Origin of the sequence: Echinicola rosea, from assembly GCF_005281475.1 — a bacterium.
GTDB classification, from domain to species: Bacteria; Bacteroidota; Bacteroidia; order Cytophagales; family Cyclobacteriaceae; genus Echinicola; species Echinicola rosea.
In genome coordinates, this window is the sequence record NZ_CP040106.1 from 1,313,852 (window position 1) to 1,335,930 (window position 22,079).

At 48.1% G+C, this 22,079-nt stretch carries 14 protein-coding genes; all 14 read left to right on the plus strand.

Annotated elements, in window-relative coordinates:
• Window positions 1-135 precede the first annotated feature (135 nt).
• A complete protein-coding gene (locus tag FDP09_RS05500; protein WP_137401695.1) occupies window positions 136-1,563 on the plus strand; it encodes a glycoside hydrolase family 140 protein in 1,428 nt (475 codons plus the stop codon).
• A gap of 191 nt (window positions 1,564-1,754) precedes the next feature.
• Entirely contained in the window at window positions 1,755-3,329 is a 1,575-nt protein-coding gene (locus FDP09_RS05505; protein WP_137401696.1) for a glycoside hydrolase family 28 protein, read from the plus strand.
• Window positions 3,330-3,498: 169 nt separating this feature from the next.
• Window positions 3,499-4,443 (plus strand): glycoside hydrolase family 43 protein, encoded by a 945-nt coding sequence (locus FDP09_RS05510; protein WP_137401697.1) that lies wholly within the window; start codon window positions 3,499-3,501, stop codon window positions 4,441-4,443.
• Between the two features lie 2 nt (window positions 4,444-4,445).
• Window positions 4,446-6,419, plus strand: a complete 1,974-nt coding sequence (locus tag FDP09_RS05515; protein WP_137401698.1) for a sialidase family protein — start codon at window positions 4,446-4,448, stop codon at window positions 6,417-6,419.
• Between the two features lie 413 nt (window positions 6,420-6,832).
• Window positions 6,833-9,667: a glycoside hydrolase family 78 protein gene (locus FDP09_RS05520; protein WP_229683361.1), complete on the plus strand. Its 2,835-nt coding sequence runs from the start codon at window positions 6,833-6,835 to the stop codon at window positions 9,665-9,667.
• A 100-nt stretch (window positions 9,668-9,767) separates the two neighbouring features.
• Complete coding sequence (locus FDP09_RS05525; protein WP_137401699.1) at window positions 9,768-10,664, plus strand: dihydrodipicolinate synthase family protein; 897 nt, start codon at window positions 9,768-9,770, stop codon at window positions 10,662-10,664.
• Between the two features lie 344 nt (window positions 10,665-11,008).
• Window positions 11,009-12,589: a sodium:solute symporter gene (locus FDP09_RS05530; RefSeq protein ID WP_137401700.1), complete on the plus strand. Its 1,581-nt coding sequence runs from the start codon at window positions 11,009-11,011 to the stop codon at window positions 12,587-12,589.
• A gap of 45 nt (window positions 12,590-12,634) precedes the next feature.
• Complete coding sequence (locus FDP09_RS05535) at window positions 12,635-12,796, plus strand: hypothetical protein (protein WP_187328803.1); 162 nt, start codon at window positions 12,635-12,637, stop codon at window positions 12,794-12,796.
• 9 nt (window positions 12,797-12,805) lie between these two features.
• Entirely contained in the window at window positions 12,806-13,951 is a 1,146-nt protein-coding gene (locus FDP09_RS05540) for an iron-containing alcohol dehydrogenase (RefSeq protein ID WP_137401702.1), read from the plus strand.
• A gap of 179 nt (window positions 13,952-14,130) precedes the next feature.
• Window positions 14,131-15,183, plus strand: a complete 1,053-nt coding sequence (pdxA, locus tag FDP09_RS05545) for a 4-hydroxythreonine-4-phosphate dehydrogenase PdxA (protein ID WP_137401703.1) — start codon at window positions 14,131-14,133, stop codon at window positions 15,181-15,183.
• Window positions 15,161-16,336: a four-carbon acid sugar kinase family protein gene (locus FDP09_RS05550; protein ID WP_137401704.1), complete on the plus strand. Its 1,176-nt coding sequence runs from the start codon at window positions 15,161-15,163 to the stop codon at window positions 16,334-16,336. The genes pdxA and FDP09_RS05550 overlap by 23 nt, the downstream gene beginning before the upstream one ends.
• Window positions 16,336-17,859 (plus strand): CocE/NonD family hydrolase, encoded by a 1,524-nt coding sequence (locus FDP09_RS05555; protein WP_187328804.1) that lies wholly within the window; start codon window positions 16,336-16,338, stop codon window positions 17,857-17,859. The genes FDP09_RS05550 and FDP09_RS05555 overlap by 1 nt, the downstream gene beginning before the upstream one ends.
• Window positions 17,860-18,123: 264 nt before the next feature.
• Window positions 18,124-20,565: a glycoside hydrolase family 95 protein gene (locus FDP09_RS05560; protein WP_137401705.1), complete on the plus strand. Its 2,442-nt coding sequence runs from the start codon at window positions 18,124-18,126 to the stop codon at window positions 20,563-20,565.
• A gap of 282 nt (window positions 20,566-20,847) precedes the next feature.
• Window positions 20,848-22,071 carry a glycoside hydrolase family 88/105 protein gene (locus FDP09_RS05565; protein WP_137401706.1) on the plus strand — a complete coding sequence of 408 codons (1,224 nt, stop codon included), beginning with the start codon at window positions 20,848-20,850 and terminating at the stop codon, window positions 22,069-22,071.
• Window positions 22,072-22,079: the final 8 nt, after the last annotated feature.

The window sequence follows — 22,079 nt, forward strand, 5'->3', positions numbered from 1 at the left end:
CCGTCGGCTGTGCGAGGGGACTAGCTAAAGTGGAGTCTAAAATTCAATTTTCATGGTGTAGGGGCAAAGACCCTGCACAACTGACATCATAACCTTAACGCATTGAAATATAAAAAACCTTTCAACAATTATACAATGAAACGCAACATCACACTAGGCATAGCAGCCCTTGTGCTAGGCACGCTACTAAGCTGTCAAAGCAACAAAACCGAAACCCAGACGGCCGCAAAGCCGGCTGAAGGGCCGAAGGGCTTACCTTTTTTAAAAGTGTCAGAAAACGACCGCTATTTTGTAACGACGAGCGGAGAACCGTTTTTTTGGCTGGGCGATACCGGATGGCTGTTGTTTAACAAACTAAAGCGGGAAGAAGCTGTACAATATTTTGAGGACCGCAAAGAAAAAGGCTACAATGTCATTCAAGTGATGGTACTACATACCCTCGGTGCGGTCAATGCGTATGGAGACAGTGCCTTGGTCAACCAAAATGTGGCTACGCCACTGACCCATCCGGGAAGTGATTTCTCGGATTCCGTGGCCTATGATTTTTGGGATCACATAGATTATTTGGTGCGAGAGGCGGAGAAAAAAGGCATCTATATGGCCATGGTACCCGTTTGGGGCTCCAATGTCAAAGATGGCGCTGTGACCGTGGAGGAGGCAAGCAAATATGCCAAATTCCTGACCCTACGCTATAAAGATCGTCCCAATGTGATCTGGCTTAATGGTGGTGATACCTTTGGCAACGAACATACAGATGTTTGGAATGCCATTGGTGAGACCTTGGACAAGAATGACAAAAACCACTTGATTACTTTTCACCCGAGAGGGAGAATGCAGTCTTCAGACTGGTTTGCCGATGCGCCTTGGATGGACTTTCACATGTTCCAGTCAGGCCACCGCCGGTATGATCAAGATGATACTGAAAGGGCCTATGGCGAGGACAATTGGAAATATGTCCAAGCGGATTACAAACTGGAACGTAAGATGCCGACGGTGGATGGAGAGCCTTCCTACGAAGGGATTCCAGAGGGGCTCCATGATCCTGAAGAAGGGTTTTGGGATGCGGATGCGGTAAGAAGATATGCCTACTGGGCGGTTTTCTCGGGAGCAGCAGGCCACACTTACGGCCATAGTGCAGTGATGCAAATGCACCGTCCCCAAGATGGCGAAGTGGGTGCCTATGGCAATACCAAGCTCTGGACCGATGCCCTCAATGACCCAGGAGCCAAGCAGATGCACTACCTGAAAGACCTTATCCTCCAATTTCCCTACCTGGAACGCGTTCCAGATCAATCTTTGATCGCCAACCAAGGTGAACGCCACGATCACCTGGCCGCCACACGGGGAGAAAATTATGCCCTTATCTACACCTATACCGGCAGACCTATCCAAGTAAACATGGAAGTAGTCAAAGGTGAAAAAGCCACGGCAAGCTGGTTTAACCCAAGAAATGGTGAAATGACCAAAATTGGAGAAGTGGATGCCAAGGGCGTTCAGGAGTTTAAGCCGGACGGGAAAGTGCAGGATGGCAACGACTGGGTCTTGGTGTTAAATTACAAGTGAGAGTAGTGAGTCATGAGTACTGAGATGTGAGTCTTGAGATTTGAGACTCTTAAGCTGTACGGGATTTGGATATCCGAGCCAATTCATGAGGCTCACCTGTTCTGGATTTGTAATCCCGATGTTTGGGATTTGTAATCCCGAACCAACAATAATGGGGATTTGAAATCCCCAACTACCTATCAAAATAACCTATGAAAAGAATAACAAAATTACTGTTTGTAATAGGCCTTTTTGCCTTCAGTCAATCGTTGACTGCGGCGAATTCGGGCTGGACGAATATTTTGGATGTTGGTGGCAACAACGAAGGACAGCTTTGTACGGAAGCCATCCAAAGTGCCATTGACAAAGCCGCTGAGAAAGGAGGGGGTACACTTTATTTTCCTGCTGGCGATTACCTTAGCGGTGCCATTCACATGAAAAGCAATACCACCCTTCACTTGGATGCAGGAGCGGTGTTGCGGTTCTCTACCAATTTTGATCACTATTTGCCGTTTGTGCAGATGCGTTGGGAAGGAACGGTGATGAACAATTTCTCCCCATTGATCTATGCCTATGAGGCAGAAAACATCACCATTACTGGGCGCGGAAAAATAGACGGCCAAGGCAAGGACTGGTGGATGGAAATGTACCGTATCCATGAAGCAGATCCCGAAACCCTCCAAGAGAGTAAGTACCAAAAAATGTGGACAGCAGCCAATGAAGGGCTGGAGACTTCTCCCAATTACCAAAAAACCATGCGGCTGAAGTTTTTCAGGCCACCATTGATCCAACCTTTCCGCTGCAAAAATGTACGCATCGAGGGTGTGACCATTGTCAATTCCCCTTTTTGGACGGTAAATCCGGCTTTTTGTGACAATGTCACCATAACCGGGGTGACCATCGAAAACCCACCTTCACCCAATACAGACGGCATTAACCCCACTTCATGCCGAAATGTGCACATCTCTGACAGCCATATTAGTGTGGGTGATGACTGTATCACCATCAAATCCGGTCGGGACATTGATGGCCGCAAGTGGGATACTCCGACCGAAAATGTCACCATCACCAACTGCACCATGCTGAGTGGACATGGTGGTGTGGTCATCGGAAGTGAGGTTTCGGGAAGCATCCGTAAAGTAACGATCTCCAATTGTGTCTTTGATGGCACCGACAGGGGAATCCGGTTGAAAGCTGCCCGAGGCCGCGGTGGGGTGGTCGAAGAAATCCGGGTGGACAATGTGGTCATGAAAGACATCCAATTGGAAGCGATCGTGATGAACCTCTTTTATGATAAAAACACCAAAGAAGGCCCCGTAACGGAAGAGACACCCACTTTCCGCAATATCCATATTTCCAATGTCACGGGAAGTGAAATCAATGTGGCCGGAAAAATCCTTGGTATTCCTGAAATGCCCATCGACCAGATCAGCTTCTCCAATGTCAACATGGAAGCCAAAGAGGGAATTTCGATCCATACCGCTACCAATGTGGAACTGCATGATGTGCAAATCACCACAGGGATGGGACCATCTATAAGTGTGGAGGACACCGAAGGGGTCATCTTGGACAATATCAAAAGCCGCCGACCCCATGCCGATCGACCAGTAATCGAAATGACCAATGTCAGCAATGCATTGGTCACCAATAATTTTCCAATGGTCAGCACCCCGAATTTCCTGAAAATTACGGGTGAAAAGAGCATGGATATTTTCATTCAAAACAATGAGTGGCACAATGTGACAGAGCCGGTGGTAAAGGGCGATGAGGTAGGAGAGATAAATTAGTGTACAGGAGGCGAGACTGCTTCGCTCCACTATTGTACCGCTACCGATGACGTCCTTTATTTCATCTCGGTAGGAAGTATGACGAAGCAATCCCTTCTTCGGAACACAAGATTGCTTCTTCCCTTCGGTCATCGCAATGAAATATGGATTTCTTGAACAACTTATAGTGATGAATAGAACAGTAAAAAATAGCCTGACCAATTTAGCCATTTTACTTTTTGGTATCTTGGCACTCGGATGCCAATCAGAAAAGGAATATTACATTTTTACTTCTTTTCGAGAGCCAGCTGACGAGGGACTTTACTTGGCGTACAGCGAGGATGGCTATCACTGGGAAAGCCTAGGCGGCCCCTTCCTTCCTCCAGAAGCGGGCAAAAGCAAGATCATGCGCGATCCCTCTGTGGTAAAAGGGCCAGACGGGACTTATCACATGGTCTGGACCACCGACTGGAAGGGCGGCAATGGTTTCGGATATGCCAGCACCAAGGATTTTATAGAGTGGTCCGACCAGCAGTTTATCCCGGCCATGTCCCATGAACCCGAGGTGGTGAATGTTTGGGCACCGGAGATTTTTTACGATGATGAAGAAGAACGCTACATCATCATTTGGGCTTCCACCATTCCTTTCCGGTATGAAAAAGGAGAGGAAGAAGAGCGTAATAATCACCGGATGTATTATACCACCACTAAGGATTTTGAGAAATTTACACCGACCAAGCTATTTTTGGAACCCGGATTTAGTGTGATTGATGCGGTGATCGTAAAGCGCAAAAAAGACGATTACGTGCTGGTATTGAAAGACAATACCCGGCCAAACAGACATATCCAAGTGGCTTTTGGCGAATCTCCATTAGGTCCCTGGAAAAATTATTCGGAGCCGTTTTCGGATTTCCTTACCGAGGGGCCCACCGTCCTGAAAGATGGAGACAAATGGTTGATTTATTTTGATAGCTATGGTGCCAAAACCTACCAAGCGGTCAGCACTACAGATTTCAAAACCTTTACCAATATCGATGACCAAATCAGCTTACCCGAGGGCCATAAACACGGTACTATCAGCACGGTTTCAAGGGCTGTGCTGGACAAGCTAAAAGCCAACGCGAAAACAAAATGAAAATGCTTTATAGAGATAAGAATAAAGAGGAAAGAGTAATGTGCGGGACAGTGGACAGCGGTTCCAAGTTTGAGCTGTTCCGGATTTTTGAGCTGTTCCGGTTTTGCAATCCGGAATTTGCCATAAGGGGGATTTGTAATCCCCAATACAGGAGTTGTTTTTTGATGCTGTGTATGATGGTCATTACCTCATCCCCGCTATTGGCCCAGGACACCTTGCACTATAGCGGCAGTACCTTGTCCAGAGTAGATTATCACCATGGGCAGCTGAAACCGGCCATTGGGGTGCATGCTGTACAGACCATGCGGGCGAATAGGGAACAACCGGAAAAGGGAGATGGCTTTGGCTGGACCTATAATCATGCGCCGATGATCGCTTATTGGAATGATAAATTTTATGTGGAATATCTCAGCGATCCCGTTGGAGAGCACATTGCTCCTAGCCAGACGCTTCTTCAAGTATCGGATGATGGCTATGGCTGGACCAAGCCCGAAGTCCTCTTTCCTCCATATCGCATTCCTGATGGCACGAGCAAGGAAAACCACGATGGGGCAGCCAAAGACCTGGACGCTGTCATGCACCAACGAATGGGCTTTTATGTAGCGGAAAACGGTAAGTTTTTGGCGCTGGCCTATTATGGGATTGCCTTGGATGCGCACGATGGCCCAAATGATGGCAACGGCATCGGCCGAGTGGTAAGGGAAATCAAAGCTGACGGCAGTTTTGGCCCTATCCATTTTATCCGGTATAACCACGGTTGGAATGAAGAGAATACCGATTATCCATTTTATAAATCCAGCAAGGACAAGGGTTTTGTGGAGGCTTGTGACGAATTGCTCGGTAAACCATTGATGATGCAGCAGTGGGTCGAAGAGGCCGATCGCGATGACCCTTTGATTCCCTTGAAGAAACAATATAAAGCATTTAGTTATTACCACCTTCCTGATGGCCGCGTGGTCGGCTTGTGGAAACATGCCCTTACCAGTGTCAGCCATGATGGGGGCAAGTCTTGGGAATATAATCCCCTGCGTGCTCCTGGCATCGTCAATGGCAATGCCAAAATCTGGGGACAGCGCACTGCTGACGGAGCCTATGCCACCGTGTATAATCCTTCGGAATACCGCTGGCCACTTGCAGTTTCTACCAGCCAGGATGGAATTGACTATACTGATTTGCTTTTGGTACATGGCGAAATTACCTCCATGCGCTATGGTGGAAACTACAAATCATACGGGCCACAGTATGTTCGAGGAATTTTGGAGGGTAATGGGACTCCGCCGGATGGAAAGATGTGGTTGACCTATAGTGTCAATAAAGAGGATATTTGGGTGGCTTCAGTGCCTACGCCCATTACGGCCGAAGCTGCCGGCCACGCCCATGAGATCTTTGACCAATTGCCCGAAGGACGGGAGCTGGAATTATGGAACACCTATAGTCCTCAATGGGCCAAAACCCAAATCACTGAAAAAGATGGTAAAAAGTACCTGACATTCCATGACAAAGATCCTTTTGACTATGGAAAGGCCCAACGTATCGTACCCAGCAGCAAGCAGCTGCATGTGGAGTTTACGGTCACGCCAGGGCAAAGCGACCATGGAAAATTCCAGATCGAAATCCAAGATGGCAAAGGCCGTCCTGGCGTACAACTGATATTTGACGAGGATGGCTTGTTCAAGACCCGGGCAGGTTACCGCATGAATACCCTTACCGAATTTGAAGAAGGAGAAAGCTATCATGTGGAATTGGATTTAAATGCTGAAACTCGCTTTTACCAGATCAAGGTAAATGGCAAAGAGAAAGGGCCAAAGCTCTTCTTTGCGCCTTTGGATGCGATGGAGCGTGTGGTCTTCAGGACGGGTACCCAGCGGTATTTTCCAAATGCGGAAACACCGACCGACCAAGACTATGACTTGGACAATGCCGGCGAGGAAGACCCGGAAGCCGTGTTTTATTTGGAGTCGCTGGTGACGTATTAACCTGAGCTCAACTTAATTTTAGTATTAAAAGCGTCATTGCGAACCCTTTCAAGGAGGATGTGGGTTGGAAAAGGGTGTGGCAACTCGCCGCGGCGAGCTGCCACGGCTTCCACCCCTCATATCTCCCTCTAAGCCTCGCAGTGACGATTTTATAATCGAACTGAGGTTATTAGTGGGTTGGATAGAACGTAGAGGACGCTGATATAATGGATTGGCGCAGATTGAATAAGATAATAGGTTGTGGTGGTGCCAAGTCCGTGACTTGGTACTTCTTAGCAATGAGTTCCTGACTCAAAAGCACGATGTCGGTGGTAAAGAAAAGCTGAGTCGGGAGACTCAACTTTCACCGTCCCGCATCAGAGACAGCGCGACAGCCGATCATAGACACGATTATTGTTTAAACAATTGAAAATTTGAAAAAAAACATACAACATAAAAAAGAAATGTGGGGCCTAAGAAAGGGACTGCTGCTTTTTCAAATTGCAGCAGTATTGCTTTTTGCATGTGACCCTGGGCCTAAGGGCACGGTTCTCCAGGTGGTCAAAACCACCACAGAATTGGCCAATAATCCCTTGAACATCGAAAAGACATCGCCGCGATTTGGTTGGCAGCTTTTGGGAAGTGAAAATGGTGCACAACAATCCGCCTATCAAGTGGTGGTGTCCCATTCTTCCAGTAATGAAGAAGCGGCGATCGTCTGGGACAGCGGCAAAGTAAGCAGCAGCCAAAGCCAACTTATCCCCTATCAAGGTGGCTCCTTGATCAATGGGGAGCGGTACTATTGGAAGGTTAAGGTTTGGAACGAAGAGGGAATTTCCTCGGATTGGAGCGACTTGGCCTTCTTTGAGATGGCACCTTATGAGCTGGAAAAGGAAGCCCAGTGGATCGGGGCCATCACCCGTGCGGAAAGTGGCTTGCCGACTGGGAGAAATTACCATCAGCCGGATATGCGCCGTAAGGAAAATAAAGCAAAATGGGCAAAGGTAAAGCCATTGGCCAAGCAAAGTATCCAACTACGCAAGGCGTTCGAAACGGGAAAAGAAATTACCAAAGCCACCGTATTTATCAGTGGACTTGGCCATTATGAACTGACACTTAATGGTGAAAAAGTAGGTAACAGTGAATTTGCGCCGTTATGGTCAGATTATGACAAAACGGTTTATTATAATACTTATGATGTCACTGAGCGGGTTGAAAATGGTGAAAATGCCATTGGCGTATTGTTGGGCAATGGCATGTACAATGTGTCAGGGGACCGTTACGCCAAATTTTTGATCAGCTTTGGGCCGCCGACACTATTTTTCCACATGAAAGTAACTTATGCTGATGGTCAGGAGCAAGTGATTTCATCTGACGATTCCTGGAAGTGGTCAGCAAGTCCCATTACGTTTAATTGTGTTTTTGGCGGGGAGGATTATGATGCCAATTTAGAACAGACAGGCTGGGACAAGGCAGGCTTTGACGACCAACACTGGAAGTCCGTCGTGTTGCAACAAGCGCCTCAAGGCAAACTCCGACCCCAGCAGGCAGCTCCCGTGCTCATCCAACAGCAATACGACATCAAGGAAATCACTGAACCTGAAGCAAACACCTATGTTCTGGACATGGGTCAAAATTTGGCCGGATTTCCTTCCATCAAAGTGGAGGGTGAAAGAGGCCAAAAAGTTAAATTGATCGTCGGTGAGCATATCAAAGACAACGGCCTTGTGGGCCAAGGAAGAACTGGGGGGCCACATTACTATGAATATACGCTCAAAGGCGATGGTGAAGAATCTTGGCAGCCAAGGTTCAGCTTTTACGGCTACCAGTACATCCAGGTGAGCGATGCCAACGTGCCGGGCAAAGAACAGCAAGAAGGCCGGCCCACCATTACGGAGATCAAATCCAATTTTATCTATAACGATGCCCAGGAAAAAGGCACCTTTGAGAGCTCCAATGAGATTTTTAACCAGACCCATTGGCTGATCAATAACGCCGTCAAAAGTAATATGCAGAGTGTGTTTACCGATTGTCCACATCGGGAAAAGCTCGGCTGGCTGGAAGAGACACACTTGAACGGCCCCGGACTGTTCTTTAACTATGACCTCACACAATTGGTGCCTAAGATCATGCAGGACATGGCCGATGCCCAGCGTGAAAATGGGCTGGTGCCGAATATCGCGCCGGAATATGTGGTCTTTGGCGGTGACTTTACGGATTCTCCCGAATGGGGCGTGGCGGCGGTGGTGCTGCCTTGGATGTATTACGATTATTATGGCGACAGTACCCTGATACGGGAGTACTATCCCATGATGAAAAAATACATCGATTACCTGGGCACCACGGCCGAAAACCACATTGTATCCCATGGATTGGGAGACTGGTACGACTACGGAGAGCATGCGGCAGGATACTCCAAAAACAGTCCGATTGCCCTTTCGGCCACTAGCCATTACTATTTTGGCGTGAAATTATTGAAAAAGGCAGCGCTGATGCTTCAGCGAGGGGAAGATTACCGTGAATATGGTAGGTTGGAAGAGGAAGTGAAAAGGGCTTTCAATGATAAATTCTTTGATCCGGTTACGAGCCAATATGGTACGGGCAGCCAGTTTTCCAATGCCGTACCGCTGTTTTTGGACATGGTGGACTCGACCGATCGTGAGGCGGTATTGGATAATCTGGTGCAGGATATTCAAAATCACGGCTATCGGCTGACCACTGGCGATGTGGGCAATCGGTACCTGTACCAGACCTTGGCCAGAAACGGACTGAATGAGGTGATGTACAAAATGCACAATCACTACGACACACCAGGTTATGGTTTTCAGATCAAATTTGGCCTGACGACCCTGACCGAGCAGTGGGATCCCCGCAAGGGCAATAGCTGGAATCACTTTATGATGGGACAAATCGAAGAGTGGTTTTACCGTGATTTGGCAGGCATTCAGCCTGATCCAGCCCAGCCAGGCTTTAAGCATTTCTTTCTGAAGCCACAGCTGGTGGGCGAAATGACCTTTGTGAAGGCTACTTATGAAAGTATTTACGGAACCATTGGTTCGGAATGGAAAAAGAAAGAGGGCAGCGTTCAATTCCTTTTTGACATTCCCGCCAATACAAGTGCTACCGTGGTACTTCCCATGGCCAAAACGGCGCAGGTTTTTATTAATGGAAGCAAGGCTGAACATACCAATACAGTTACCAAATCGGAACATCCCTCTCACCCTGCATATACCTTGGGTTCGGGAAGATATAGTATCGAGGTGAAATAATGGTATTGAGACATGAGAGGTGAGTTCATTATTCTTCCTTGTAATGACGGATGAAAAGTTGGTCTTTGGTCTGAAATCTAAATACAGCAATCTAAAGAAAATGAAAAAACAATATCAAGGCGTGGTGGTACCGATGGTGACACCGCTGACGACAAAAGGAGCCATAGACCGAGAGGGGGTGGCCAGGATCATGGGCCAATTTGCCCAAAACAACATCTCCCCTTTGGTCTTGGGAACCACAGGTGAATCAGCGTCATTTTCCGACCAAGAAAGTTTTGAAATGATCGAGGCCACCGTGGCCGCCAAGGAGGCTAATCAGCAGGTGTACGCAGGAGTTGTCAGTAATCTGGTAGAAGAGCAGTACCGTCGTGGCAGCCAATATTTGGATCACGGCGTAGATGCTATTGTGGCGACCTTACCCGCATATTATATCCTTTCGGATGATCAAATGAAACGTCATTTTGAAGGCCTTGCCGATCACTTGAAGGGGCCGCTTCTGATGTACAATATCAAAGCCACGACCCAAATGTCCATTCCTCTTTCGGTAGTAGAGGAAATGAGCCATCATCCGCATATTTGGGGCTTGAAGGATTCGGAAAGGGACATTTCCAGGATGCATGCTGCCATTGACCAATACCGGGGAAGACCTGATTTTTCCTTTTTCTGCGGTTGGGGAGCCCAGTCTGCCAACAGTCTCAGGACAGGGGCGGATGGTATTGTGCCAAGTACGGGCAATATTGTACCGGAGCTTTACAAAGCCCTCTATGCTGCGGCTCTGGAAGGGGACGAAGAAAAAGCGGTGCATTATCAGGAATTGACCGATGAAGTGGCCAAAGTTTACCAAGGAGGAAGAAGCCTTGGTGCTTCCTTAGCAGCTTTGAAGACCCTGATGCATCAAAAAGGATGGTGTCAGCCTTATATGAAGCCGCCTTTGACCGAACTGAGCAAAGGTGAGATGAAAAAGGTGGTAAGTGAGTGGAATCAGCTGATGGAGTGAGGGGATTGCAAGTCCCCATTATCCGTAGTTCCAGATTTCAAATCTGGAACAGCAAAGTTGTTCGGATGAAGTGAGGAATGTGAAATTAATAATGAGGAATGAACGGACCGTAATACCAAAAGTTATCTTGTAGTTCTGTCAGCTGTTCTGCGGATGATGGTAAATGAGTCAGGAGACTCAAATTTTCACAGTCCCGCGTCAGAGAAGGCGGGACAACAGGGGAACGAAAGAACAACAGCTAAATTTACCTTGGCGACCTAGTGCCTTAGTGGTAACCGTTCAACTTTATAACATCAAAACGTAACAACCTTGACAACCAAGAAACAATTTAACCCAATAACCACATGAATGCATCATTACACTGGATAGATTACTTGTTGATTGTTGCCTCGATTTTTGGGACGATATATATGGGAATCTATTTTTCCAAGCGTCAAAAAAGCAGTGAGGATTACTTTGCCGGAGGTGGTGGGATTCCCTCTTGGGCCATCGGGATGTCCATTTTTGCCACGCTGATCAGCAGCGTAACGTTTTTGGCCTATCCCAGTGCGGCCTATAAGTCCAATTGGATCCTGCTGGTGCAAGGGCTAATGGTGCCCATTGTCCTGGTGTGTATGATCTGGGTGATCGTACCGCTTTTCAGAAGGGTGATTGGGCTGAGTACCTATGAATATTTCGAAAAGCGCTTTGGTTTCTTTGCCAGGCTATACAGTTCGCTGGCCTTTGTGCTGACCCATTTTTCCAAAATGGGAACGGTGCTATACCTGGTGAGCTTGGCCTTAAGCAGCATGATGGACGTCAATATCTTTATGGTCATCGGTGTGCTGACCTTTGTCATTATTGTATTGACCTTGCTGGGGGGCATTGAAGCGGTGATCTGGATGGATGTGATCCAAGGGTTTTTGCTCATTGGCGGGGGCTTGTTCTGTTTGGGATTGCTGCTTTTTGTGCCCGAAGGAGGCCCCGAGCGGGTGATGGAAGAAGCCATCAATATGGATAAGATAGGCTTTGGCCCATATGACATCGACTTTACCCAGCTCACCTTTATCGTCATGGTGGTCAATGGAATTTTCTATGCCGTTCAAAAATACGGTACCGACCAGACAATCGTCCAGCGGTATTTGACGGCCAGAAACGACCGCGAGGCCAAAAAGGCAGCTTATATGGGAGTGTTCCTAAGTGTGCCAGTGTGGGCCCTGTTTATGCTGATCGGTTCCCTGCTGTTTGTGTTTTACCAGATTTCCGGTTCCGTGCTGCCGGAAGGTACCAGTGTGGATGCCGTATTTCCATACTTTATCATGACCGAACTTCCACCGGGCGTAACGGGCTTGGTCTTGGCAGCTTTGGCTGCTGCGGCGATTTCCAGCTTGGATTCTGACATGAATTGCCTGGCGGCCGTGGGCGTGGAGGACTACTATAAGCGCTTTAATCCCAACTGCAATACCCACCAAAAACTTAAGGTTGGTCGTATCCTGGTGTTGATATCGGGCCTGGCAGCAGCAGGGGTGGCAGTCCTATATGTGCTTTGGCAGGGAGAAGGGGTCTTGGGAGCGGTATTTGGCCTGTATGCGATTTTCTCTGCCGGTATTGTGGGGATATTCTTACTTGGGCTTTTTAGCCGTAGGGCTAATAAGGAAGGGCTTTATGTCGGAATTGTAGCCTGTATCCTCTTTACCGCTTATGCCCTGTTGACCTCCACGCCGATGAGCTTTGGCGGCGGAGAAAAAACCTTGCTACTGGACTTAGGCAAATTCAACTTTAACCAACACAAATATATGTTAGGGGTGTACAGCCATTTGATCGTGCTTATTGTGGGCTATATAGCCAGTTTGTTCTTCAAACGCCCACCAGCCGATGAAAACCTGACCATTTACGGCTATTTCAAGCAAAAGCAGAAGATGGAAAGGGCAAAGGAGGTAGTCTGATATTCTTGGTTGAATAGGCGCAGCTGTGAGGTAAATCATCGGGTATTGCTCCATCCGCGCTACTCCCTGGCCACAGTGGTTTTGCTCCGCTGGCTGAGCGGAGTCGAAGCAATAGCCTTGTTTGTCACCGAACATGCCGAAAATGACAGTAAAGACTACTTCCTACGAGTGATCCTAAACGAAAACCAATTAACGAATAACAAATAACGAAATAAGATGAGGGCGATAACATTATTACAACCCCAAAAACTGGTATTTGGGGCGGGGGCCTTTTCCCGCTTTGTGGAGGACACCATAGCCGCCAGCCACAAGCGGATTTGGATATTGGTGGCGCAGCCGCTAGTGGATACATTGGACGGTGGCTTGCAAGAAATGAGAGGAGCCGGAATAGTCGTAGAAGTGGCCGTTTATGATGTCGGAGAGCCTACTTTTAGTCATTATGAGGACTTTTTAAAGCAAGTGAAGGATTTTGGAGCCGATACGATCGTGGGTATCGGTGGGGGCAGTGTATTGGACTTGGCCAAACTTTTGGCGGCCATGCAGGACAGTACTGGGCAGTTATCCGATTTTGTTGGTATAAATTTGTTAAGAAGCAGGAACACACAGATGGTGTGTATACCGACGACCGCCGGTACGGGCAGTGAGGTTTCTCCAAATGCCATCTTGCTGGATGAAGCGACATTGGAGAAAAAAGGTATCATCAGTCCATTTCTGGTGCCTGATGCCACCTATATCGACCCGGCACTGACCATTGGGCTACCGCCAAAGATCACAGCGGAGACGGGAATTGACGCCTTGTCGCATTGCATTGAGGCTTATACGAACAAGTTTAGCCATCCGCTCGTGGATGATTATGCGTTGAGGGGGATAGCCCTCATCGGGCAAAATTTACTCCGCGCATATGAAGCTCCCGATGACATGGATGCCCGATCTGCAGTGGCACTGGGAAGCATGTACGGAGGATTATGCCTCGGGCCGGTGAATACCGCAGCGGTACATGCCCTTTCTTATCCGTTAGGAGGAAAGTACCATGTGCCTCACGGATTGGCCAATGCCGTGCTACTTCCAGAAGTGATGGCCTATAACCTTTCTTCCAATGTGCAGAAGCATGAGCAAATCGCGTTGGCCTTGGGAGCAGAAAGAGGTAGCACACCAGAGGAAACGGCCAAGAATGGCGTGGAGAAAGTAAAGGAGTTGGTGAAGCTTTGTGAAATTCCCCAGACCCTCACCACGCTGGGTGTTCAGCGCGAGGATGTGGCCGAATTGACAGGCTTGGCCATGAAAGTTACCCGGCTGCTTAAAAATAACCCGAGAGAGGTGACTTTCTCAGATGCCGAGGAGATTTATGGCCGCTTGTTTTAAAGGGTAGTGAGACGTGAGTATTGAGATATGAGAAATAGGAATGCTGGGGCTGAGCCCTCCGCATAGCCGATAAAAAGAGGAAAGTACTTAGGAAAAAGAAAGTTAGGTCAAGATGGAGATTGAGACCAAAAATCTCATGTCTCCTATCTCACATCTTATGTCTAGATAATTAGAAAAATATGGAAAGACCAATTATAGCCATCACCATGGGCGATCCTGCAGGGATCGGTCCCGAGATCATCGTAAAGAGCTTTCGGAATGGAGGATTACATGCCAAATGTCAGCCATTGGTGGTGGGCGATGCGGCGACCATTGCGCGTATGGCCAAACAGTTAAATGCTCCATTGACCGTGAGGGCGATCCAGGAGGTTCGGGAGGCCAGCTTTGACCCGCAAGTAATCGAGGTGGTGGACTTGGACAATGTGGATGTCGATCAGCTGGAGATGGGCAAGGTCAGTGCCATGTCTGGAGCAGCGGCTTTTCAATCGGTAAAAAAAACCATTGAACTGGCGTTAAGTGAAGAAGTTGATGCGACTGTCACCAGCCCCATTAACAAAGAATCGATTAATTTGGCTGGTCATCACTATGCCGGCCATACAGAGATATACGCAGAATTTACCGGTACGGAGAAATTTGCGATGTTGCTCGTGGAGCAAAACCTTCGGGTAATCCATGTGACTACGCATGTGCCCTTGCGAGCGGCCTGTGATCTGGTAAAAAAAGACCGGGTGCTGGACGTCATCCGTTTGCTGCACCAAGCCTGTGTGCAGTTTGGCATCGAAAAACCACGCATTGGCGTGGCGGGGCTAAACCCCCATGCCGGTGATGGCGGGCTCTTTGGCACCGAGGATGATAAGGAGATTTTGCCTGCTGTACAGACTGCCCAAGCAGAAGGATATGAAGCCGAAGGTCCTGTTCCACCGGACACCCTTTTTGCCAAAGCCGTGCAGGGATATTACGATGGCTGTGTGGCCATGTACCACGACCAAGGGCATATTCCTTTTAAAATGGTCGGGTTCAAATGGAACAATGAATCCAAGACCATGGAGAGTGTAAAGGGCGTTAACATTACCCTTGGTTTACCGATCATTCGTACTTCTGTGGACCATGGTACTGCCTTCGAGATTGCAGGGCAGGGAATCGCCTCAGAAGATGCGTTGAACTTAGCGATTGATTATGCCATTCCAATGGCAAAAAACAGAAAGAAACATGATAGCAGTTATAGCCGATGATATTACCGGGGCTGCCGAAATAGCCGGTGTATGCCTGAGATGGGGAATTCCCGTATCCTTTTCCTTGGATGCCAGTCCCGCAAGTGGTGCTGACGTGATGGTGATCGCCACGGACACCCGATCCATGACCGAGGCGGCCGCCCTAAAAGAAACGGACAGGATCGCCTCCGAGCTGATGAACATGGGCATCACCTGGATCTTCAAAAAATCCGATTCCGTGATGCGTGGCCATGTGGCCAAAGAGCTAAAGGTACTGGCCAAAAATCTCCACAAGGAAAAAATGCTCTTGGTACCGGCCAATCCCTACACCGGCCGAAGCATCAGTGAGGGAATTTATTATGTGAAAGGAAGACCGTTGAACGAAACTAGTTTTAAGGACGATCCTACATTTCCGGCTTTTTCTGCCAATGTAAAGGACCTTTTGCGAGAGGATGAACTGCCTGTAGCTTATGGAAAGTTTTCTGAAGAAGAGGACCTTCAAGCCGGGTTTAACATCCCTGACTCCCAGACTATGCAGGACTTGTACACCTGGGCCAGCTTAATGGATGATTCAGTGCTGCCTGCAGGAAGTGCCGCATTTTTTGAGATGTGCCTGAAGCGTAATTTCCCGGAATGGATGCTTGGGCAAGAACCGGATCCGCTTTCCTTTTTGGGCAATAGCCTGATGATCGCCGGCAGTAGCCATCAAAACAGCAAGGACTTTGTCGAAAAAGCAGTGGAAAAAGGCGTTCACCTTAGCGAAATGCCAGATTTGCTAACCGAAGAAACGTATAATCCCGCCGGTACCGAAGCTTGGGTGCAGGATGTAAGCCAAGGACTAAAAGATAGTGACCGGGTCATCATGGGGTACGGTAAAAAGAAAGTGAGCTTTGACAATTACCCGGCAATCCTTAAAAAGCGCACTGCCCAGGCGGTCTCAAGGGTGATCGAAGAAGTGCCCGTGCGGGAATTATTACTGGAAGGTGGAGCGACCACCTGTGCGGTGATCGAAGAACTTTCCCTCGGTGCGTTGATTCCCATGCAGGAGCTTAGCCCTGGTGTCGTACGGTTAAAAGCTGTGGACCTTGATATGGTGTTGACCATCAAGCCAGGAAGCTACGCTTGGCCCGAGGCTGTGTACAAGTACTTTGAACTCGAAAAGCCAATGGTGTGATGGGTAGAAGGAGATGGGGTTCAGTTGATTTGGCTATGAAAGGCCGTCCACTGTCCACTGTCCACTGTCGACAGTGGGTTGGTGTGCTGGCCTCCCCTATAGGGAACCGAGGGGTCCGCTATGGGAAGCATCAATGGACTGCTTTCCTTTTGATCATGACTACCCTGTTTTTGCTGTCCAAAGTTACAGATCTATCTGCTCAAGATGCTGACAATCATTATAACGCTACATTAAAAGAGACCCTTGAAAGGATTGAAACGACTTTTCACGTTACACTCCACTATGATGGGAAATTAGTGGACGGCAAGGAACTGGATTATGCCTTTTGGCGAATCCGGCAAGGTGACCTGGATAATTCCCTTACGGCCGTGCTGGCTCCTTTTGACCTTACCTATTATCAGGAAGATGAAGATACTTATTCCATTAAGCCATTTCAGTACCACAAAAAATCCATCTCAATTGCCAAGGAAGAACTGGCCTTTTTTGAAACGCTATATGCTACCAAAATGGCTTGGGAAGACAGAAAATCCCAGTTGCGTCAGTGCATGATCGAGGCCTTGGGGTTGTTGGCACTTCCCGAAAAGCCTTCTTCTGCTCCCATCATTACCAAAAAAAGAAAATACAAAGGCTATACAGTAGAAAATGTGGCCTTGGAAGTGTTGTCGGGGGTTTACACCACCGGTTCAGTATATAAGCCTCGTCCGCTGAAGGACAACCATCCCATTATCATCATGCCAAACGGGCACTTTGGCCAGGGACGTTATCGCGAAAGCGAACAAATCAGAGCAGCCACCTTGGCCAAAATGGGAGCGGTGGTCGTCACCTATGATTTGTTTGCTTGGGGAGAATCCCAATTGCAGTTTGCCTCTGAAGACCATCGGCTTAGCGCTGCCCACACCATCCAAACCTGGAATGGGCTGCAATGGATCGATTACCTTTCAGCGCTCAAGGAAACGGATCCTCAGCGTGTGGGCATTACGGGTGGGTCAGGCGGTGGGTCACAAACCATGCTGCTGACAGCCATTGATGATCGCATCAAAGTAGCCGTGCCCACCGTGATGGTTTCTTCCCATTTTTCGGGAGGTTGTCCATGCGAAAGTGGGAAGCCGATCCATCTTTGTGCTGGAGGCACTAATAATGCGGAGATTGCTGCGATGGCAGCACCTCGGCCCATGCTGGTCATCTCTGATGGCGGCGACTGGACGCACACTGTTCCTGAATTAGAGTTTCCATTTATCCAACGGACCTATGGGTTCTATGGAGAAAAAGATAAAGTAACTAATGCTCATTTTCCCTCCGAAGGGCATGATTATAAGTATTCAAAACGGCAAGCGATGTATCCGTTTATGGCCAAGTATTTGGATTTGGATATCGACAAGTTAAAAGATGATGAGGGTTATATAGATGAAAGTGGCGTGACCATCGAAGATGAGAATGCCCTGAAAGTGTTCGGGGAGAATGGGGATGGACTTCCGGAAAATGCTATTAAAGGGAAGGATGCCTTATTTAATGTCATGGAGTAGTTGGCATTGCAAATGCCGAGCTCGTTGGGCCACTCGTTACAAACGAGGGCCAGCGTCGGAAATGCGATTAAGGGTAGAGCAGCCTTATTCAATGTTTTGAAATAGGCAGTATTTCAAATTATAGCTGTTTGGGATTTTAAATCCCAAACCCAAATAATCCGGGCAGGGGATTTTAAATCCCCAATTATTCGGAGTCCAGATTGCAAATCTGGATTAGTGCGGTTAGCACATTATTACTCAATAACCTAATAACCATAAAATCAAATGCGTAGGACAACAAGCTTAATTTTCGTTTTTTTAGTAACGATACTTACCCTTCACGCGCAGGATACTTCCTGGAAATTGTGGTATGATAAACCCGCCTCAAACTGGAACGAAGCGTTGCCACTGGGCAATGGCCGCTTGGGCGCGATGGTCTTCGGGGCACCGGCAATGGAGCGATTGCAATTGAATGAAGAGACCATCTGGGCAGGATCACCCAACAGCAATGCTCATACCAAGGCCAAAGAGGCCATTCCTTATGTGCAGCAATTGATTTTTGAAGGAGACTATCAGGCCGCACAGGAATTGGCCGATGAAAGGATCATGTCACAAACCAATGACGGGATGCCTTATGAAACGTTTGGGAATGTTTACATTTCTTTTCCGGGACATCAAGGTTATGAAGATTATTACCGTGACCTGAACTTGGAGGAGGCCACCAGTACCGTAAGTTATTCTGTGGACGGTGTCCAGTACAAAAGAGAAGTCCTCAGCGCTTTTGAGGATGATGTCATTATGGTGAGGTTGACAGCAGACCGACCCGGCAGCATTACGTGTAATGTCCAAATGACCAGTCCACATGACAATGCCGATGTACGGATCAGGGAAGACCAACTTACCCTTTCGGGAGTTTCCCAAACACACGACCACCAACGTGGAGGAGTGAAGTTCCAAGGAAGAATCAAAGCTAAAAACAAAGGTGGCGAAATGGTGACCAAAGATGGACTCATCAGTGTCGCAGGTGCCGATGAGGTGACCTTGTATATTTCCATTGCCACCAACTTTAAGAATTATAAAGACCTATCAGTTGAATATGAAAAGAAGGCGGCCGAGATTCTAAATGCTTCCTTCCAAAAGGATTTTGATGCCATTAAAAGTGCACATATTGCCTATTATCAGCAGTTTTATGACCGTGTGGCCATTGACCTTGGCAGCACCGAGGCTGCAGAAAAACCAACCGACCAGCGGATCCAGCAGTTTGCTGAAGTCAATGATCCCCAACTGGCAGCGCTTTATTTTCAGTTTGCACGCTACCTGCTGATATCCTGCTCCCAGCCGGGCGGCCAGCCGTCTAACCTGCAGGGTATTTGGAATGATATGCTATTTCCACCTTGGGAAAGTAAATATACCGTGAACATCAATGCGGAGATGAACTATTGGCCAGCAGAGCTCACCAATCTGAGTGAGATGCACGAGCCGTTTTTGCAGATGGTACGGGAAGTGAGCGAAACAGGCCGAGAAACGGCCAAAATGATGTACGGTGCCCGCGGCTGGGTGCTTCATCATAATACGGACATTTGGCGTATCACTGGCCCGATCGATTATGCCGCATCAGGCATGTGGCCAAGTGGAGGAGCTTGGCTGACCCAGCACCTTTGGGAGCGGTACCTTTACAGCGGTGACGAGGATTTTCTGAAAGAAGCATATCCGATCATGAAGGGAGCCGCTCAGTTTTTTCTGGATGTGCTGATCGAGGAGCCAGAGCATGGCTGGTTGGTCGTGTCTCCTTCGAGTTCTCCAGAAAATAGCCATGTGCATGGCGCGACCATTGCGGCAGGGGTAACGATGGATAATCAGTTGATGTTTGATTTATTTTCCAACCTGATCCGTTCCAGTGAAATTCTGGGACAAGATGAGGCGTTTGCAGATACGTTAAAAGCCACCCGTAAGCGATTGGCACCGATGCAGGTGGGACAATACGGACAGCTGCAAGAGTGGATGCACGACTGGGACGATCCAGCAGACAAGCACCGCCATGTGTCACACCTTTATGGTGTATTCCCAAGCAACCAAATTTCCCCATTTCGGACACCGGAGTTATTTGATGCTGCCAGAACTTCCCTGATGTTTAGGGGCGATCCATCCACTGGCTGGTCTATGGGGTGGAAAGTGAATCTCTGGGCACGTTTTTTGGATGGCGACCATGCCTACAAACTCCTTCAAAATCAACTGAGCCTTGTTACTCCTTCCACACGCGGTGGTGGGACTTATGCCAATATGTTTGACGCTCACCCACCGTTTCAGATAGATGGGAATTTTGGCTGTGCAGCAGGGATTGCAGAGATGCTCATGCAAAGCCAGGAAGGCGCCATTCATCTCCTGCCAGCACTTCCCAACGTCTGGGATAAGGGTAGCATCGAAGGATTGCGGGCCAGGGGAGGGTTCGAAATTGTGGGGCTGACCTGGAAAGACAATAAAGTGGATAAAGTCGTGATCAAATCCACCCTCGGCGGGAATTTACGATTGCGCGCTGGCAATAAACTTAAAGCAAAAGGGCTGGAAGAAGCTTCTGGAAATAATCCTAATCATTTCTTTGATCTGCCGGAAGTGAAGCAGCCGTTGGTTTCCGAACAAGCGACATTGAATCCGGTAACATTGCAGGAGTACTATGAATATGACTTGGATACAGAGGCGGGCGAAGTATATGAGATTTCAGGTAGGTAAGGCTTAAGTTTTGAATGTTGGAAGGTTTGAAAATTTCATATTGCAAAAGGCATTTCAAATGCCGGTGTTCGTGAGGCGGCTCGTTGCAAACGAGCGCCATTTAGGGCCATTTTGGGTTTGAATCCGGACTGCTTAGGATGGCTTAGGCTTCAAAAAATGCTAAAGAGCATTTCAAATGCTCAGGCTCGTTGGCCACTCGTTACAAACGAGAGCCATTAGCGGCCGGGTCTCTTCCCCAGCACCTTGAAACTTGAGTCTCGGACTCAATAAAATAAAAATGAGATGAAAAAGAACATTATCAATTATACGTTGATCTGGGGAGCAGTCATCATGCTGATTTCCTGTGGTGGCAAAAAAGAAACCAACCAGGCGCAAGAAGAAACCGCGCCACCTTCAGAGGAAAAATGGTCTGTGCGGTTGGCAGATTCTGATATTTCTCGTTTGGAGGACTGGATCGTGGGCGATCCCTATTGGGGTTACCATGAAGGCTTGGTATGCAAGGCCATGTTGGACATGTGGCAGTACACGGGCGATGACAAGTATTTTGAATTTGTGAAAGGTTTTGGTGATAACATCATCGAGGAAGATGGCACCATCAAAACCTACAAGATGGAAATCTATAATATCGATAACATCAATTCCGGAAAAGTACTGATTCCGCTCTATCAGGAAACTGGGGAAGAAAAATTTCGCAAGGCTTTGGATACCTTGATGCAACAATTGGAGAAGCATCCACGGGTTTCGGATGGTGGATTCTGGCATAAGAAAAAATATCCCCATCAGGTGTGGCTGGATGGCCTGTATATGGCAGGGCCTTTTTTGGCAGCTTATGGAGCTACTTTTGATCAGTCCGCACAGGTGGATGACGCCGCGGCGCAATTGATTGCTGCCTATGAGGTGCTTTTTGATCCTGAGAAGCACTTGCTCTATCACGGTTGGGATGAAAGCAGGGAGCAAGACTGGGCAGATAAGGAGACCGGACTATCGTCCAATTTCTGGAGCCGTGGCATGGGCTGGTTTGTGATGGCGATCGTGGATGTCCTGGATTATATGCCTCAGGATCATCCAGACAGGGCCAAGCTGATAGAGATGGCCAATAGCATTGCCGTCGGCATAAAGGACCATCAGGACCCAAAGACCGGTGCTTGGTACCAAGTGACCGATCAGGGAGATCGTGAGGGAAATTACCTCGAAGCTTCCGGAACAGGGATGTTTGTGTATTTTCTGTATAAGGGCGTTCGTAAAGGATATTTGCCCGAAACCTATTTAGCTACGGCCAACAAAGGCTATGAAGGCCTGGTCAATCAGTTTTTTAAAGTGGAAGCAGATGGTACCGTTACCGTGACCGATGTCTGCTCTGTAGCGGGACTGGGCGGTGATGGTAATCGTGATGGGAGTTTTGAATATTACATTTCCGAACCGATCAAAGAGAATGACCCCAAAGGCACCGCTCCAGCTGTGATGGCCAGCATAGAACATGAAAGATCTTTGGCCGAAAATCAATAATATAGGAC

Excerpts from the sequence above, each read along its gene's own strand:
- FDP09_RS05500 (WP_137401695.1), top strand. The coding sequence starts at position 136 with ATGAAACGCAACATCACACTAGGCATAGCAGCCCTTGTGCTAGGCACG.
- FDP09_RS05505 (WP_137401696.1), top strand. The coding sequence starts at position 1,755 with ATGAAAAGAATAACAAAATTACTGTTTGTAATAGGCCTTTTTGCCTTC.
- FDP09_RS05510 (WP_137401697.1), top strand. The coding sequence starts at position 3,499 with ATGAATAGAACAGTAAAAAATAGCCTGACCAATTTAGCCATTTTACTT.
- FDP09_RS05515 (WP_137401698.1), top strand. The coding sequence starts at position 4,446 with ATGCTTTATAGAGATAAGAATAAAGAGGAAAGAGTAATGTGCGGGACA.
- FDP09_RS05525 (WP_137401699.1), top strand. The coding sequence starts at position 9,768 with ATGAAAAAACAATATCAAGGCGTGGTGGTACCGATGGTGACACCGCTG.
- FDP09_RS05530 (WP_137401700.1), top strand. The coding sequence starts at position 11,009 with ATGAATGCATCATTACACTGGATAGATTACTTGTTGATTGTTGCCTCG.
- FDP09_RS05540 (WP_137401702.1), top strand. The coding sequence starts at position 12,806 with ATGAGGGCGATAACATTATTACAACCCCAAAAACTGGTATTTGGGGCG.
- pdxA (WP_137401703.1), top strand. The coding sequence starts at position 14,131 with ATGGAAAGACCAATTATAGCCATCACCATGGGCGATCCTGCAGGGATC.
- FDP09_RS05550 (WP_137401704.1), top strand. The coding sequence starts at position 15,161 with ATGATAGCAGTTATAGCCGATGATATTACCGGGGCTGCCGAAATAGCC.
- FDP09_RS05555 (WP_187328804.1), top strand. The coding sequence starts at position 16,336 with ATGGGTAGAAGGAGATGGGGTTCAGTTGATTTGGCTATGAAAGGCCGT.
- FDP09_RS05560 (WP_137401705.1), top strand. The coding sequence starts at position 18,124 with ATGCGTAGGACAACAAGCTTAATTTTCGTTTTTTTAGTAACGATACTT.
- FDP09_RS05565 (WP_137401706.1), top strand. The coding sequence starts at position 20,848 with ATGAAAAAGAACATTATCAATTATACGTTGATCTGGGGAGCAGTCATC.